The 16733-nt window shown below is 64.1% G+C and carries 12 protein-coding genes; 4 read left to right on the forward strand and 8 right to left on the reverse strand.

From position 1 onward, the window contains the following. Positions 1-89: 89 nt before the first annotated feature. From CK215_RS05940 to CK215_RS05975, 8 genes are all read right to left on the reverse strand, one after another. Positions 90-1718 carry an alpha-D-glucose phosphate-specific phosphoglucomutase gene (locus CK215_RS05940; protein ID WP_095830389.1) on the reverse strand — a complete coding sequence of 543 codons (1629 nt, stop codon included), beginning with the start codon at positions 1716-1718 and terminating at the stop codon, positions 90-92. A gap of 3 nt (positions 1719-1721) precedes the next feature. Continuing rightward, on the reverse strand, positions 1722-3167 hold the full coding sequence (glgA, locus tag CK215_RS05945; RefSeq protein ID WP_095830390.1) for a glycogen synthase GlgA: 1446 nt from the start codon (positions 3165-3167) through the stop codon (positions 1722-1724). Positions 3168-3233: 66 nt separating this feature from the next. After that, positions 3234-4499 carry a glucose-1-phosphate adenylyltransferase gene (gene glgC, locus CK215_RS05950; protein WP_066997781.1) on the reverse strand — a complete coding sequence of 422 codons (1266 nt, stop codon included), beginning with the start codon at positions 4497-4499 and terminating at the stop codon, positions 3234-3236. 14 nt (positions 4500-4513) lie between these two features. Next, complete coding sequence (gene glgB / locus CK215_RS05955) at positions 4514-6748, reverse strand: 1,4-alpha-glucan branching protein GlgB (RefSeq protein WP_095830391.1); 2235 nt, start codon at positions 6746-6748, stop codon at positions 4514-4516. A gap of 115 nt (positions 6749-6863) precedes the next feature. Beyond that, entirely contained in the window at positions 6864-9326 is a 2463-nt protein-coding gene (locus tag CK215_RS05960) for a glycogen/starch/alpha-glucan phosphorylase (RefSeq protein ID WP_095830392.1), read from the reverse strand. A gap of 147 nt (positions 9327-9473) precedes the next feature. Beyond that, positions 9474-10256 carry an ATP-binding cassette domain-containing protein gene (locus CK215_RS05965; protein ID WP_066997791.1) on the reverse strand — a complete coding sequence of 261 codons (783 nt, stop codon included), beginning with the start codon at positions 10254-10256 and terminating at the stop codon, positions 9474-9476. A 2-nt stretch (positions 10257-10258) separates the two neighbouring features. Beyond that, entirely contained in the window at positions 10259-11323 is a 1065-nt protein-coding gene (locus CK215_RS05970; RefSeq protein ID WP_066997793.1) for an ABC transporter permease, read from the reverse strand. A 161-nt stretch (positions 11324-11484) separates the two neighbouring features. Then, positions 11485-12519, reverse strand: a complete 1035-nt coding sequence (locus CK215_RS05975) for a sugar ABC transporter substrate-binding protein (RefSeq protein WP_066998169.1) — start codon at positions 12517-12519, stop codon at positions 11485-11487. A gap of 212 nt (positions 12520-12731) precedes the next feature. On the opposite strand from CK215_RS05975, the gene CK215_RS05980 reads away from it, so the two are divergent. The 4 genes from CK215_RS05980 to CK215_RS05995 all read left to right on the forward strand — a co-directional run bounded on the left by CK215_RS05980 (position 12732) and on the right by CK215_RS05995 (position 16722). After that, complete coding sequence (locus CK215_RS05980; protein WP_095781659.1) at positions 12732-13958, forward strand: ROK family transcriptional regulator; 1227 nt, start codon at positions 12732-12734, stop codon at positions 13956-13958. A gap of 2 nt (positions 13959-13960) precedes the next feature. After that, complete coding sequence (locus CK215_RS05985; RefSeq protein ID WP_066997799.1) at positions 13961-14407, forward strand: RbsD/FucU domain-containing protein; 447 nt, start codon at positions 13961-13963, stop codon at positions 14405-14407. Next, a complete protein-coding gene (locus tag CK215_RS05990) occupies positions 14404-15327 on the forward strand; it encodes a carbohydrate kinase (RefSeq protein WP_095830393.1) in 924 nt (307 codons plus the stop codon). The genes CK215_RS05985 and CK215_RS05990 overlap by 4 nt, the downstream gene beginning before the upstream one ends. 252 nt (positions 15328-15579) lie before the next feature. Beyond that, entirely contained in the window at positions 15580-16722 is a 1143-nt protein-coding gene (locus CK215_RS05995) for a DegT/DnrJ/EryC1/StrS aminotransferase family protein (protein WP_066997804.1), read from the forward strand. Positions 16723-16733: the final 11 nt, after the last annotated feature.

Genomic DNA, 16733 nt, shown 5'->3' on the forward strand with positions numbered 1-16733 from the left:
TTTGCGCCAAGCTGGAGCATCCCTCATCCGTCCGAGCTTCGCTCGGCCACCTTCTCCGACAAGGGAAGAAGGGGAAATCCTCACCACTTTCAAGTAATCACGCTCGGCTTGTTGCGGCCGGTGTGGCTCTTGATGCCGGCGATGTCGTCGGCGGCGGCGATGAGGTCGGCGAGCGCTTCCTGCGTGTCGAGGTCGTGCCTCGCCTTGTCGGGCTCGTAACGCTCGATATAGACGCGCAGCGTGGCGCCGGAAGTGCCGGTGCCGGAGAGCCGGAACACGACGCGCGAGCCGCCCCCGAACAGGATCCTGATGCCCTGGTTTTTGCTCACCGAGCCGTCGACCGGATCATGATAGGCGAAGTCGTCGGCGCTGGCGATTTTCATGCCGCGTACGCTGGTGCCGGGCAGCGAGCCGAGCTTGGCGCGCAATTCGTCGACCAGTGCGTTGGCGCGGTCTGTCTCGACCTCCTCATAGTCGTGGCGCGAATAATAGTTGCGGCCGTAGCTTTCCCAGTGCTTGGTGACGATGTCCTTGCAGCTCTCGCCCCGCACAGCGAGGATGTTGAGCCACAGAAGCACGGCCCACAGCCCGTCCTTCTCGCGCACATGGTTGGAACCGGTGCCGGCGCTTTCCTCGCCGCAGATCGTCGCCATGCCGGCGTCGAGCAGATTGCCGAAAAACTTCCAGCCGGTCGGCGTCTCGTAGATGCCGACGCCGAGCTTCTCGGCGACGCGATCGGCCGCTCCGCTGGTCGGCATCGAGCGGGCAATGCCCTTCAGGCCTTCCTTGTAGCCGGGCGCCAGATGCGCGTTGGCGGCCAGCATCGCCACCGAATCCGAGGGCGTGACGAAGATGCCCTTGCCGATGATCAGGTTGCGGTCGCCGTCACCGTCGGAAGCGGCGCCGAAATCCGGCGCGTCCGGCCCCATCATCTCGTCATAGAGATGTTTGGCATGGACCAGGTTCGGATCGGGGTGATGGCCGCCGAAATCGGGCAGCGGCTTGAAATTGCGGCAGGTCCCGTTCGGGGCGCCGAGCCTACGCTCGAGGATCTCCTTGGCATAGGGGCCGGTCACCGCGTGCATGGCGTCGAAGCGCATGCGGAAGCCATATTTGAAATTGGCGCGGATGGCGTCGAAGTCGAACAGGCTCTCCATCAGCTCGGCATAGTCCTTGACCGGGTCGAACACCTCGACCGTCATGCCGCCGGCTTGGAAGGTGCCGATCGTGTCGATGTCGACGGTGCCGATGTCGGCGATCTTGAAGCTCGAGATCGTCTTGGTCTTTTCGAAGATCGCGTCGGTGATCTTCTCCGGCGCAGGGCCGCCATTGCCGGCATTGTATTTGATGCCGAAATCCTCGTGCGGGCCACCCGGATTGTGGCTGGCCGACAGGATGATGCCGCCAAAGGTCTTGTATTTGCGGATGATGTTGGACGCGGCTGGCGTCGACAGGATGCCGCCCTGCCCGACCATCACCTTGCCGAAGCCGTTCGCAGCGGCCATGGCGATGGCCGTCTGGATGACCTCGCGGTTGTAGAAACGGCCGTCGCCGCCGATCACCAGCGTCTTGCCCTGAAAACCCTCCAGAGCGTCGAAGATCGACTGGATGAAGTTCTCGGCATAGTGCTCCTGCTGGAAGACAGGCACCTTCTTGCGCAGGCCGGAGGTGCCGGGCTTCTGGTCGGTATAGGGTTTGGTGGGGACGGTCCGTATCATGCTTCAGGCAGCCCTTTTTGAAAGCAGCAAGCGATAGAGTTCGACATATTTCTCGGCGCTCTTGTCCCAGGAAACGTCGGCCTTCATGCCCTGGCGCTGGAGCGAGGCCCAGGCGGCTGGTCTGGCATGCGCTTCGACCAGGCGACGGATGGCGTGCAGGAGGGCGCCGCCATTGTTCGGCGCGAATTGGAAACCGGTGGCGACGCCGGCCGAAAGTGCCGCCTCGTTGGCGTCGATGATGGTGTCGGCGAGGCCGCCGGTGCGGGCGACGACCGGCACGCAGCCATAGCGCAATCCATAGAGCTGGGTCAGGCCGCAGGGCTCGAAGCGTGAAGGGATGACGATGGCGTCGCAACCGCCCTGCATGATGTGGGAGAGCGCCTCGTCATAGCCGATGACGACGCCGACGCGGCCGCGATGCCGCGCGGCCGCGGCGAGCAGCGAGCCTTCGAGGCCGGCATCGCCCGAGCCCAGAACCGCCAGCCGTGCTCCGCGCTGAACGATGCCGTCGACGACCGCGGCCAATATGTCCATGCCCTTCTGCCAGGTCAGACGGCTGACCACGCAGACGATCGGGCTGTCGTCAGGCTCGAGACTGAAACGGTCCTCCACGGCCTTGCGGTTCAGGGCGCGCGCTTCCAGCGTCTCGGCCGAGTAGTTGGCTACCAGGTGCTTGTCGGTCGCCGGGTTCCAGATGTCGACATCGATGCCGTTGACGATGCCGTAGAGGTCGACGGCGCGCATGTTGATCAGGCCGTCGAGGCCCATGCCGAATTCCGGCGAGCGGATTTCCTGCGCGTAGGTCGGGCTCACCGTGGTGATCGCCCAGGCGGCCTGCAGGCCGGCCTTGAGGAAGCCGACGCCGCCATAGTATTCGACGCCATCGAGCTGCATCGCCACGCCCGGCAGGCCGAGCTCGCCGAAAATGCCGGAGCCGAACTGTCCCTGAAAAGCAAGGTTGTGCACGGTGATCAGCGACGGCACGCCGATCGCGTTGCCGTAGCGCATATAGGCGAGCGTCATTGCCGACTGCCAGTCATGGGCATGCACGATATCTGGCTGGTAGCCGGAGATCGCGCCGCCGGCGATGTCGCCGCCGACCTGGCTCAGCGCCGCGAAGCGCCGCCAGTTGTCGGGCCAGTCGGAGCCGGAGGCGGTACCATAGGGCCCGCCCTGGCGGTCGAAAAGATGCGGCGCGTCGAGCACGAAGAGCTCGAGCTCGCCGATCTTGACCGCATGAACCGAAGCCTTGCCGCCCTGCAGCAGCGGGTACTGGTAGACGGCCTTCTTTTTCTTGAAGGCGTCCATCACCACCGGGTAGCCGGGGATGAGCGTGCGCATCGCCACGCCCTTGCTGGCGAGCGCGATCGGCAGGGCACCGGTCACGTCGGCAAGCCCGCCGGTCTTGATCAGCGGGAAGATTTCGGGCGTGACGGACAGAACCTGCATGCGCCTAAGATCCACGGCTAAAGTGACAGCTTGTTGATCAGGCTGACAACTTGCCGATCAACCCTATCAGGTTGACAGCTTGTTGATCATATCCTGAGTGATCAGGCATATGCCCTTTTCCGAAACGCGGAAGCGCTTGGCGTCGAGTGCCGCATCCTCGCCGACCACCAGTCCCTCCGGGATGTGGACGCCATGGTCGATGACGACGCGCTTGAGGCGCGCGTTGCGCCCAACCTGAACGTCGGGCAGCATCACCACTTCCTCGAGCTTCGAATAGGAATTGATGCGCGCGCCGGTGAAGATCAGGCTGCGGCGCAGCGATGCGCCGGAAACGATGCAGTCGCCGGACACCAGCGAGGAGATCGCCTCGCCGCGACGGCCGTCCTCGTCATGCACGAATTTGGCCGGCGGCTTCAATTCGGCATAGGTCCAGATCGGCCAATCCCGGTCGTAGAGATCGAGTTCGGGCGTGACATCGGTCAGGTCGATATTGGCTTCCCAATAGGCGTCCACCGTCCCGACGTCGCGCCAGTAAGGCTCCGACTCGTGCGAGGAGCGGACGCAGGATTTGGCGAAGCGGTGGGCGATCGCCTTACCGTGCTGGACGATGTAGGGGATGATGTCCTTGCCGAAGTCGCGGCTGGATCCTGGCTCGGCCGCGTCGCGGCGCAACTGCTCCATCAGGAACTTGGTCTTGAAGACATAGATGCCCATCGAGGCCAGCGCATGGTCCGGCTTGTCCGGTATGCCGGGCGGGTCGGCGGGTTTCTCGATGAAGGAGATGATGGTGTCCTTCTTGTCGACATGCATGACGCCGAAGCCGGTCGCCTCCATGCGCGGCACTTCGAGGCAGCCGACGGTGACATCGGCGCCGGCATCGACGTGCTGGCGCAGCATCAGCTCGTAATCCATCTTGTAGATGTGGTCGCCGGCTAGGATGACCATGTATTCGGGGCCATAGGCCTCGATGATATCGATGTTCTGGTAGACCGCATCCGCCGTGCCCTCGTACCACTGCGTTTCCGAGACGCGCTGCGAGGCGGGCAGGATGTCGAAGCTCTCGTTTCGTTCGGGGCGCAGGAAGTTCCAGCCACGCTGCAGGTGGCGGATCAGCGAGTGCGCCTTGTATTGGGTGGCGACGCCGAGACGGCGAATGCCGGAGTTGAGCGCATTGGACAGCGCAAAATCGATGATGCGCGTCTTGCCGCCGAAATAGACGGCGGGCTTGGCGCGCCGGTCGGTCAGCTCCTTGAGGCGGCTGCCGCGGCCGCCGGCCAGCACATAGGCCATGGCATCGCGCGCCAGCGGCTGGGTTCTCTTGATCTCTGCCATCGTTTGCCTCCCTCCTAAGCTGTCCGGACCTTTGCTTCGTCCGCGACGAATTCCAGCATGATCGTCGACAGCGGCGGCAAGAGCATCGTCGCCGACGTGCCGCCCCCTTCCCCGCTCGCCACGATCATGCCGCCATTGCCCATGCCGGAGCCGCCATACTCGGCGGCGTCAGTGTTGATGATCTCGCGCCACTCGCCCGCCTTCGGCAGCGGCACGCGATAGTTCTCGCGCGGCACCGGCGTGAAGTTGGAAATGACGGCGATCGGGTTGCCGTCCGGCGCGCTGCGCAGCCAGGCAAAGACGGAGTTGTCGCGATCGTCGACGATCAGCCAGGAGAAGCCTTCCGGCTCGCAGTCGCGTGCATGCAGCGCCGGGCGCGAACGGTAGAGGTAGTTCAAGTCCCGCACCGCCTGCCGGACGCCGCGGTGCGGGGCGTGCTCCAGCAGATTCCAGTCGAGCGCGCGTTCCTCGCTCCACTCGCGGCGCTGGGCGAATTCCTGGCCCATGAACAGGAGCTTCTTGCCGGGATAACCCCACATGAAGGCGTAGTAGGCGCGCAGCGTGGCAAATTTCTGCCAGTCGTCGCCTGCCATCTTGTGGAGCAGCGTGCCCTTGCCGTGCACGACCTCGTCATGGGAGAGCGGCAGCACGAAATTCTCGGAGAAAGCGTAGACAAGGCCGAAGGTGATGTCGTTGTGATGGTGCTTGCGGTAGATCGGCTCCTTGGAGAAATACTCCAGCGTGTCGTGCATGAAGCCCATGTTCCATTTGAAGCCGAAGCCGAGCCCACCTTCATGCACCGGCTGCGACACCTTAGGCCATGAGGTCGATTCTTCGGCGATCGTCATCACCCCGGGATGATGGCCGTAAAGCTCCTTGTTCATCTTCTGCAGGAAGCTGACCGCCTGCAAATTCTCGCGCCCGCCTTTCTCGTTGGGTATCCACTCGCCTGACCTGCGCGAATAATCGAGGTAGAGCATCGAGGCGACAGCGTCGACGCGCAAACCGTCGACATGGTATTTTTCGGCCCAGAACAGCGCGTTGTTGACGAGGAACGACACCACCTCGCGGCGGCCGAAATTGTAGATGGCGGTATTCCAGTCGGGGTGAAAACCCTGGCGCGGGTCGGCATGCTCGTAAAGCGCGGTGCCGTCGAACTTCACCAGCCCATGCTCGTCGACGGGGAAATGCGCCGGCACCCAGTCGAGGATGACGCCGACGCCGGCACGATGCGCACCGTCGACGAAGCGGGCGAAGCCGTCGGGATCGCCGAAGCGCGCGGTCGGCGCATAAAGGCCGGTCGTCTGGTAGCCCCAGGACGGATCGTAGGGGTGCTCCGAGATCGGAAGGAACTCGATATGCGTGAAGCCGGTTTCGACCACGTAGGGAATCAGCTGCGCGGCGAGCTCGTCCCAGGTGAGGAAGGTGCCGTCATCGCGCCGCTGCCACGAGCCGGCATGGACCTCGTAGATCGAGATCGCCTCGCGCCGCGGATCGGCCTTTTGCCAGAAGCTGCGATGCGCCTCGTCGCCCCATTGATGCGCCATCGGCGGCGCCGTCACCGAAGCGGTCGCCGGGCGCAGCTCGGACTCGAAGGCGAACGGATCGGCCTTGAGGGGCAGGCGCACGCCGTCGGGACCGATGATCTCGAACTTGTAAGGCTGGCCGGCGCCGAGGTCCGGAATGAACAGCTCCCAGATGCCGGTGTCCTTGCGGTCGCGCATGGTGTGCCGGCGGCCGTCCCAGTCGTTGAAGGCGCCAACCACCGAGACGCGCCGGGCATTGGGCGCCCATACCGCGAAATGCACGCCGGTGGCCCCCTCATGCTCGATGATATGGGCGCCGAGCTTGTCGAAGAGCCTCAGGTGCGAGCCCTCCGCCATGTAGTAGTCGTCCATCGGGCCCAGCACCGGGCCGAAGGAATAAGGGTCGGTCAGCCACCAGTCGCCGCCGGCATTCCTCGCGTGATAGCGCAACGGCTGACGCTTGCGGGTCGAAAGCTTGCCCTCGAAGAAGCCGGCATCGTTGCTGCGCACGAGTTCCCCGGCTTCCTTGCCAGTGAGCGTATAGGCGGTGACGCATTCGGCATTGGGCACGAAGCAGCGGGCGACAAAGCCCTTGCCGGCCGCGTGCACACCCAGAATTGCAAAGGGATCGCCATGCGTTCCGGCGACAATGGCCGCGACATCGCCGGCTGGCGCCAGTCCGTCCGGCCCGCTTGTTGCAGCGGTCGCGCGCGGCTTCCTCATCAGGCGGCGTCCCTCCCTGGGAACTATTCTGGTTTGTGCATATGTTGGCCCAAAACGGCTAGGCACTTTTGGGCGACATGCACGTCCACGTTGTCGGCGGCCTCATGCAATCACATCAGACAGGTACGTTCCAGATTTCTTTCGCGTATTGGCGAATGGTGCGATCGGACGAGAACCAGCCGACGCGGGCGACATTGCGGATGGCGCGCGCGTACCAGTCGGGACTGTTGCGCCAGACGTCGTCGACCTCGCGCTGGCAGGCGGCGTAGGAGTCGAAATCGGCCGCCACCATGAACCAGTCGCTCTGATAAAGGCCGTTCATGAGGTCGCGGTAGCGGTTGGGATCGTCAGGCGAGAAGACGCCGGAGGAGATCGCCGACACCGCCTGCGACAACTCCGGCGAGGACGCGATCACGCCGCGCGGATTGTAGCCGTTGTCGCGGCGTTCGGCGACCTCGGCGGTGGTGAGGCCGAAGATGAAGATGTTGTCGTCGCCGACGCGCTCCTTGATCTCGACATTGGCGCCGTCGAGCGTGCCGATGGTCAAGGCGCCGTTGAGGGCAAACTTCATGTTGCCGGTGCCGGAAGCCTCCATACCGGCGGTCGAGATCTGCTCGGAAAGATCGGCCGCCGGCATCATTACCTCGGCGAGGCTGACATTGTAGTTCGGCACGAACACAACCTTGAGCAGGCCGCGCGTCGAGGGATCGCCGTTGATCACCCGGGCGACGTCGTTGGCCAGTTTGATGATGAGCTTGGCGTTGTGGTAGCTCGGCGCCGCCTTGCCGCCGAAGAATTTAACCCGCGGCATCCAGTCCCGCTCGGGATGCGAGCGGATCTGGTCGTAGAGCGCGATCGCCTCCAGAATGTTGAGCAATTGGCGCTTGTATTCGTGGATGCGCTTGACCTGGATGTCGAACAGCGCTGAAGGATCGAGCCTGATGCCGAGCCGGTCGGCGACTAGGTTTGCAAGCCTCACCTTGTTCTGGCGCTTCACGGCGGCAAACTTCTCGCGGAAAGCGGAGTCGCCGGCAAGAGGATCGAGATCCTTGATCGCTTCGATGTCGTCCATGAAGCGGTTCCCGATCGCTTCGCGGGCAAGCGCGGTCAGGCCCGGATTGCACTGGATCAGCCAGCGCCTGGGCGTGATGCCGTTGGTCTTGTTGTTGATGCGGTCGGGATAGAGCTTGTGGAGATCGGCAAACACCGTCTCCTTCATCAGATCGGTGTGCAGCGCCGAGACGCCGTTGATCGAATGCGAGCCGACGAAAGCGAGGTTGCCCATGCGCACGCGGCGGTCGCCATTTTCCTGGATCAGCGAGATGCGGGCGATCTGCTCGCCCGAGAATTTTCCGGTGGCCCGCGCCTCCAGGAGAACCTGGGCGTTGATGGCGTAGACGATCTGCATGTGGCGCGGCAAGAGACGCTCGAACAGCGGCACCGGCCAGCTTTCCAACGCCTCCGGCAGCAGCGTGTGGTTGGTGTAGGCGAAGGTGCGCTTGGTGATGTCCCAGGCAAGGTCGAAATCCATGCCGTGAACGTCCATCAGAAGCCGCATCAGTTCCGGCACGGCGACGGCCGGATGGGTGTCGTTCAGGTGGATCGCGGCCTTGTCGGGCAACGACTTCAGGTCGCCGTACTGGCTGAGATGCCGCTGGACGATGTCCTGCAGCGAAGCAGTCGAGAAGAAATATTCCTGGCGCAGCCGGAGCTCCTGCCCGGCCATGTGCGAGTCGGCCGGATAGAGAACGCGCGACAGCGCGTCCGCCTTGTTGCTTTCGGCGAGCGCGCCGATGTGGTCGCCGGCATTGAACTTGTCGAGCAGAATCGGGTCGATCGGCATGCCGGACCAGAGCCGCAGCGTGTTGACGCGCTTGGCGCGCCAGCCCGCGACCGGCGTGTCATAAGCGACCGCCAGCACATGCTCGTTGGGCCTCCAGACATGGCGCTCCAGGCGGCCGTCCTTTGAGGTGATCGATTCCACGGAGCCGCCGAAGCCGACCTCGAAGGAACGTTCGCGCCGCTCGAACTCCCACGGGTTGCCGTGGTCGAGCCAGGTCTCCGGCAGCTCGACCTGCCAGCCGTCATGGATCTCCTGCCGGAACATGCCGTTGGCGTAGCGGATGCCGTAGCCGTGGGCGGGAATATCGACCGTTGCCATGCTTTCCATGAAGCAGGCGGCGAGCCGGCCGAGGCCGCCATTGCCGAGGGCTGCGTCCGGTTCAAGGCCGGCGATCAAGTCGAGATCCACGCCGAGCGAAGCCAGCGCCTCACGCATGTTCTCCATCAGGCCGAGATTGGAGAAGGCGTCGCGCATCAGGCGCCCGATGAGGAATTCGAGCGAGAGATAGTAAACGCGCTTTTCCTGCTGGTCGTAGGCTTCCTTGGTCGCCTGGATCCAGTGATCGACGACGCGGTCGCGCACCACCTTGATCGAGGCGGTCAGCCAGTCGTAGGGCGTTGCGACGGTGGTGTCCTTGCCGACCCGGTATTTGAGCGACATCAGGACTTCTTCGGCGAGCGTCCTGGGATCGGGGTGGTCGAGAGCGGGGGCTTCGATCGTCATGGCGGGTTTCATATCGCCTCTCGTTCGGTTGGCCTGATCATAGCGGCTTTCACCGTTTCTCCTACCCCAGTTTGCCGCGCTGCAGCATATAATGTTAAATCGATTTAGCGGAGTGTCCATCCGATGCACCTGCGGCCAATTACCATGGTGGGGCGGAGATCAGGCCGCCAGCGCGTCCTCCGGCGGCTTCTTGGCGCCGGTCATGAGCGCGACGGCATCCGACATCGAAATCTGCTTCGGATCGACGACGCACAGACGCCGTCCAAGCCGGTGGATGTGGATGCGATCGGCGACCTCGAAGACATGCGGCATGTTGTGCGAGATGAGCACGATCGGCAGGCCGCGCTTCTTGACGTCGAGGATTAGCTCGAGGACGCGGCGGCTTTCCTTGACGCCGAGCGCCGCCGTCGGTTCGTCCATGATCACCACCTTCGATCCGAAGGCGGCGGCGCGAGCCACGGCGACGCCCTGGCGCTGGCCGCCCGAGAGCGTCTCCACCGCCTGGCTGATGTTCTGGATGGTCATCAGGCCGAGTTCGGTCAGCTTGTCGCGGGCGCGCTTTTCCATCGCCGGACGATCCAGCATGCGAAACCAACTGCCGAGCGGACCCGGTTTGCGGATCTCGCGGCCGAGAAACATGTTGTCGGCGATCGACAGCGCCGGCGACAATGCCAGGTTCTGGTAGACGGTCTCGATCCCCGCCTCGCGGGCCTCGATGGGCGATTTGAACTGGACCTGCTTGCCGTCCAGCTCAATCACCCCTTCATCGGGATGCACGGCGCCGGAGATCGCCTTGATGAGCGTCGACTTGCCGGCGCCGTTGTCGCCGATCACGGCCAGGATTTCTCCCGGGTAGAGATCGAAGTCGCAGTTGTTGAGCGCGGTCACGCGGCCGTAGCGCTTGGTCAGACCGCGCGCGGTGAGAACAGCCTGCTGGGTCATGGTTACACCGAAACCTTTCTGATCCACTGGTCGATCGCCACGGCGCCGATAATCAGGACACCGGTGAGCAGCACTTTCCATTGCGGGTCAGCGCCCAGCATGTTGAGGCCCATCGAGACGACGCCGACGATCATGGCGCCGAACAGCGTGCCGAGGATGGAGCCGCGGCCGCCAAAGAGCGAGATGCCCCCGATCACGGTCGCGGTGATCGCTTGCAGATTGTAGTCGGTGACGGCGGCGGACGGCGAGATCGAGCCGTTGCGGCCGATCGACACCCAGGCAGCGAAGGCGGCGATCAGACCGGCAAGCGTATAGACGGCCATCAGCACAGACTTGGTCTGGATACCGGAGAGTTTCGCCGCTTCCGGGTCGTCGCCGACGGCATAGACATGGCGGCCCCACGCCGTGTGGTTGAGCACATACCACAACAGCAGCACCAACAGCACCATGGCGATGACGCCGGCCGTCAGCACGGCGGAGCCGACCCTGAAGCTCAGCGCGAAGAGATGCAGCAGCGGCGCCTGAGCGTCGACATCGGCGTCGCGGATCGTCTCATTGGCCGAGTAGATGAAATTGGTGGCCATGACGATGTTCCAGGTGCCCAGTGTCACGATGAAGGGCGGCAATTTCATATAGGCGACCAACAAGCCGTTGAGCATGCCGCAAACAGCGCCTGCGCCAAGCCCAAGCACCACGGCCAGGATTGTCGGCATGCCGTAGGTGATGGCGCAGTTGCCCATGACCACCGCCGAGATGACCATCACCACGCCGATCGAAAGATCGATGCCGGCGGTCAGGATGACCAGCGTCTGGGCAGCCCCCAGGATGCCGACGATGGCGATCTGCTGCAGGATCAGCGTCAGCGTGTAGGACGAAAAGAAGCGGCCGCCGATGGCAACGCCGAAGATGATGACCGACAGCACCAGCACGATCAGCGGCACCGCCGCCGGCGTGGAGTGCAGGAAATGCTGGGCGCGCTTGACGAACGACTTGCCGTGCTCGTCGAAGGCCGCGACGCTGGAGTCGCTGCCCGAAAGTACCTTCTCGAATTCCTGAATCTGAGACATGTATCCTCCCGTATGCGCACAGCCTTCTCATTGCTGCGCGCGCCGTCGACGCCTCTTCCGGTCTGTCGCCAGGATTGTCCGCGCTTGACGAAGGCGCATCGTCCACCCGATGCGGCCGGGGATCAAGCCCCCAGCCGCAAGCTTTGTGAACCGTCAGAGCGTCAGCCCCAGCACTTGGCGAGGCCTTCCTTGGTGTCGATCGACTTGACGCCGTTGGCCGGCTTGTCGGTGACGAGATTGACGCCGGTGTCGAAGAAGTTCTTCCCTTCGGTCGGCTTCGGCTTCGTTCCGTCCTTGGCAAATTTGGCGATCGCCTCGATGCCGAGCGCCGCCATCTGCAGCGGGTACTGCTGCGAGGTGGCGCCGATAACGCCCTCGGCAACCGACTTGACGCCCGGGCAGCCGCCGTCGACCGAAACGATCAGCACCTGCTTTTCCAGACCGACGGCCTTGAGCGCCTGGTAGGCACCGACTGCGGCCGGCTCGTTGATGGTGTGGATGACGTTGATGGTGTTGTCCTTTTGCAGGAGGTTCTCCATCGCCTTGCGGCCGCCTTCCTCATTGCCGTTGGTCACGTCGTGGCCGACGATGCGCGGATCGTCTTCGTCGCCGATTTTGTTGGGATCCTTCACGTCGATGCCGTAGCCCATCATGAAGCCCTGGTCGCGCAGAACGTCGACGGTCGGCTGCGAGGGAGTGAGGTCGAGGAAGCCGATCTTGGCGTCCTTGGCCTTGTCGCCGAGCGTGGCGGCGGCCCAGGCGCCGATCAGCTTGCCGGCCTCCAGATTGTCGGTGGCGAAGGTCGCATCGGCAGCGTCGATCGGATCGAGCGGCGTGTCGAGGGCGATCACCAGCAGGCCGGCGTCACGCGCCTTCTTCACCGTCGGCACGATGCCCTTGGTGTCAGAGGCGGTGATCAGGATGCCCTTGGCGCCGTCGGCGATGCAGCTCTCGATCGCCGCGACCTGGCTCTCGCTGTCGCCGTCGATCTTGCCGGCATAGGTCTTCAGGTCGACGCCGAGTTCCTTGGCCTTGGCGGTGGCGCCTTCCTTCATCTTCACGAAGAAGGGATTGGTGTCGGTCTTGGTGATCAGGCAGGCGCCGACGCCCGCAGCCGATGCGGACGAGGCGAATGCGAGCAGGCCCAGCCCGGCCGCCGCGAATACGGTGGACTTCAGCAGCGATTTCTTGGTCACGATTTCCTCCCAATGGAACCATTCCGGACGCCGGCCAACCCGGCGCCTCGAGCGCATCCAACCGTTTTTCCCAGCGTGGACGCCACCCCAAAAGACACCAGTCCGCATCATCTGTCAATAATTAAATCACTCTTATTTATTATTGACAGACTTGCGCTGTTCACTCATTCTGAACGAAAAGCCAGTGTGGGGAAACCGACGGGAGGAACAGGGTGGAGACCGGCATTGCGAGGCACGGTTCGCCCGAGGCTCTGGAGAGCCGGCTGCATCGCGGCACGAACCAGAGCGGCATGCGCGACCACAATGAAAGGCTGGTGCTGTCACTGGTGCGCCAGCATGGCAGCCTCGCCAAATCCGACATCGCGCGCATGACCGGGCTGTCGGCCCAGACGGTATCCGTCATCATGCGGGAGCTGGAAGAGGACAAGCTGCTCGTGCGCCAGGCGCCGCTGCGCGGCAAGATCGGCCAGCCGTCGATCCCGATGGCGCTCAATCCGGAAGGAGCTTTCTTCATCGGTCTCAAGATCGGCCGCCGCAGCGCCGAGCTGGTGCTGATCGACTTCCTCGGCAATGTGCGATCGATGCTGCAGAATTCCTATCGTTATCCGGCGCCGCGCGAGACGGTGGAGTTCGTCGGCGCTGGGATCAAACAAATGCGCGGCGAGCTGACACCGGCGCAGGACAAGCGCATCGCCGGGCTCGGGATCGCCATGCCGTTCGAGCTTTGGAGCTGGGCCGACACAGCCGGCGCGCCGCGCGAGATCATGGATGAATGGCGCCATCGCGACATCCGCGCCGACATCCAGTCCCAATGCGACTTTCCGGTCTATCTGCAGAACGACGCCACGTCCGCTTGCGGGGCAGAGCTCGTCTTCGGCCAGGCAGGCGCGGCGCGCGACTTCGTCTATTTCTATATCGGCGCCTTTGCCGGCGGCGGCATCGTGCTCAACGGCCGCCTGTTCGGCGGGCCGACCGGCAATGCCGGCGCCCTGGGTTCGATGCCGGTGCCCGGGCCGGACGGCAAGCCGACACAGCTTATCGATGTCGCCTCGATCGCCATGCTGGAAAAGGCGCTGAGCGCCAAGGGCATCGACGGCTCCTATCTGTGGACCTCGCCGCAGGAATGGGGCGAGATCGGCGCCGAGCTCGACGACTGGATCGCAAGTGCTGCACAAGCGCTGGCCTATGCGATCGTTGCCGCCTCGTCGGTCATCGATTTCGAGGCCGCGGTGATCGACGGCTGGATGCCGCTCGACGTGCGGCGGAGGCTTGTCGATGCGGTGACGGACGCGATCACCGGTATCGACGCCGAGGGGCTGAAGCTGCCGGTCGTACGCGAAGGAACGGTCGGCATCCATGCGCGGGCGCTTGGCGGCGCCAGCCTGCCGCTTTCCGAACGCTTCCTGATCGGACCGACGACGATTTCCAGGAGCGCCTGACCATGCTGATCGGCATTCCGTCGCTGCTCGGCCCGCAGCTTCTGGCGACGCTCAGGGCCATGGGCCATGGCGACGAGATCGCCATCGTCGACGGCAATTATCCGGCCGAGGAACAGGCGCGCAGGCTGATCCGCGCCGACGGCCATGCCGTCATTCCGGTGCTGGACGCCGTTTTGAGCGTGCTGCCGGTGGATGAGGCGGTGCCGGAGGCCCTGTTCCGCGCCTCGGTCAAAGGCGATCCGGCGCTCGCCGATCCCGTGCATCACGAGATGGAAGCGGTCTGCGCCAAACGCGCGCCGGGGCACAAGGTGATTGCGCTGGCGGGGGCCGACTTCTATGCACGCGTCAAGGCCGCGCATGCGATCGTCGCGACCAGCGAACCCAGGCTTTATGCCAACATCATCATCCGTAAGGGCGTGATCCATCCGCCGGAGACCGAGACACAATGATCCTCTGCTGTGGCGAAGCCCTGATCGACATGCTGCCGCGCACGACAGCGGAAGGCGAAGCGGCCTTCGCGCCTTATGTCGGCGGGGCGGTGTTCAACACGGCGATCGCGCTCGGGCGGCTGGGCGCTCCGGCAGGCTTCTTCTCGGGTCTCTCCTCCGACCTGTTCGGCGGCCAGCTCCGCGAGGCGCTGGGAGCCAGCAAGGTGAGCTCGACCTATGCGCACACCTCGCCCAAGCCGACCACGCTCGCCTTCGTGCGGCTCACCGATGGCCAGGCGACCTATACGTTCTACGACGAGAACACCGCCGGGCGCATGCTCGCCATCGAGGACCTGCCGAAGCTCGGCGCCGAGATCGAGGCGATGCTGTTCGGCGCGATCAGCCTGATCTCGGAACCGGCGGGATCGGCCTATGAGGAGTTCATGCGGCGCGAGCACAACAGCCGGGTGATGATGCTCGACCCCAACATCCGGCCGAACTTCATTCCGGACAAGGCCAAGCATCTGAGGCGCATCCGCGAGATGATGGCGATGGCCGACATCGTCAAACTGTCGGACGAAGACCTCAACTGGTTCGACGAAGCGGGCTCGCACGAGGAGGTCGTGCGCAACTGGCTGGACCGCGGTCCCAGCCTGATCGTCGTCACCCATGGCAGCGAAGGCGCCGTCGGCTACAGCAGGGAGCACAAGGTCACGGTGGTGCCGCGGAAGGTGAAGGTGGTCGACACGGTCGGCGCCGGCGACACCTTCAATGCCGGCATCCTTGCCTCGCTGCACGAGCAGGGTCTGCTCACCAAAGCAGCGATCGGCGGCCTCTCGGAGGAAGCCATCCGCAGCGCGCTGGAGCTTGGCGCCAGGGCCGCCGCCGTGACGGTATCTCGGGCCGGCGCCAACCCGCCATGGCGGCACGAAATCGCCTGATCGGCTGCCCGGTCTCGCCGGCGGTCCCCGCCGGAGCGATCACTTTATGTTTCGAAGGCCGGAAACAGCGCGACAAGAGCCGCTTCGAATACGCTTGGAAGCCCGGATTTCCGGCTTCTTCTGGCAATGCGCAGGCAGAAAACGGTAACAGGCTGCGACACTTGCGCAATTCGCCTTGGCCATGGGCGGCTTTTTCAGCCGTGGCAAGTCTGGTACCAGCGGGCCGGTTTACTGGCAGCATCTGAGGCCGACATGCAGTTCATCGATCTTGGCGCGCAGCGCGAACGAATCCGCGACCGGCTGAAGGCCGCGATCGACACGGTGGTCGAAGACGGCCGTTACATCCTCGGCCCGCAAGTCGCAGAATTCGAGAACAAGCTCGCGGCTTATGTCGGCGTCAAGCATGTGGTGGCCTGCGCCAACGGCACCGATGCGCTGCTTCTGCCGCTGTTTGCGGCCGGCATCGGTCCGGGCGATGCCGTGTTCGTGCCAAGCTTCACCTTCGCCGCGACGGCCGAAGTGGTGGCGCTCGCCAAGGCCGAGCCTGTCTTCGTCGACGTCGATCCCGACACCTACAACATCGATATCGCCAGCCTCGAGGCGGCGATCGACATGATCAAGAAGCAAGGAAGGCTGAAGCCGAAGGCGATCATCCCGGTCGACCTGTTTGGACTTGCCGCCGACTACGAGGCGATCATGGCGATCGCAAAGCGCGAGGGCCTGCTGGTGATCGAGGACGCCGCCCAGTCGATGGGCGGCTCGGCCGACGGCACGATGTGCGGCGCCTTCGGCCATGTCGGCTCGACCAGCTTCTATCCGGCCAAGCCGCTCGGCTGCTACGGCGATGGCGGCGCGATGTTCACCAATGATGCTGCGCTCGCCGACAAGCTGCGCTCCTTCGCCTTCCACGGCAAGGGCGAGACGCAGTACGACAACATCCGCGTCGGCATCAATTCCCGCCTCGACACGCTGCAGGCGGCGATCCTGATCGAGAAGCTCGCCATCCTCGAGGAGGAGATGGTGGCCCGCCAGGCGGTCGCCGACCGTTACGCCAATGGGCTTGGCGACATCGTCAAGGCATCACGCAATCTCGGCCACGGCCGCTCGGCCTGGGCACAATATGCCATCGAGACGCCGAAGCGCGACGGGTTGAAGGCGCATCTCGGCGAAAAAGGCATCCCGTCGGTCATCTATTACGTGAAGCCGCTGCACGAACAAATCGCCTACCGCGACTATCCGCGCACGCCGACCGGTCTTGCGGTTTCGGAAAAGCTGCCGAAGCAGATCCTCTGTCTGCCGATGCACGCCTATCTCAGCGAAGCCGACCAGGACAAGATCATCGAGACGATCCGCAATTATATCGGCTCCAACTCGGCGCAGGTCGCGGCTGCCTGATCTCCCCCTTC

The sequence above is a fragment of the Mesorhizobium sp. WSM3864 genome, assembly GCF_002294955.1.
GTDB lineage: Bacteria > Pseudomonadota > Alphaproteobacteria > Rhizobiales > Rhizobiaceae > Mesorhizobium.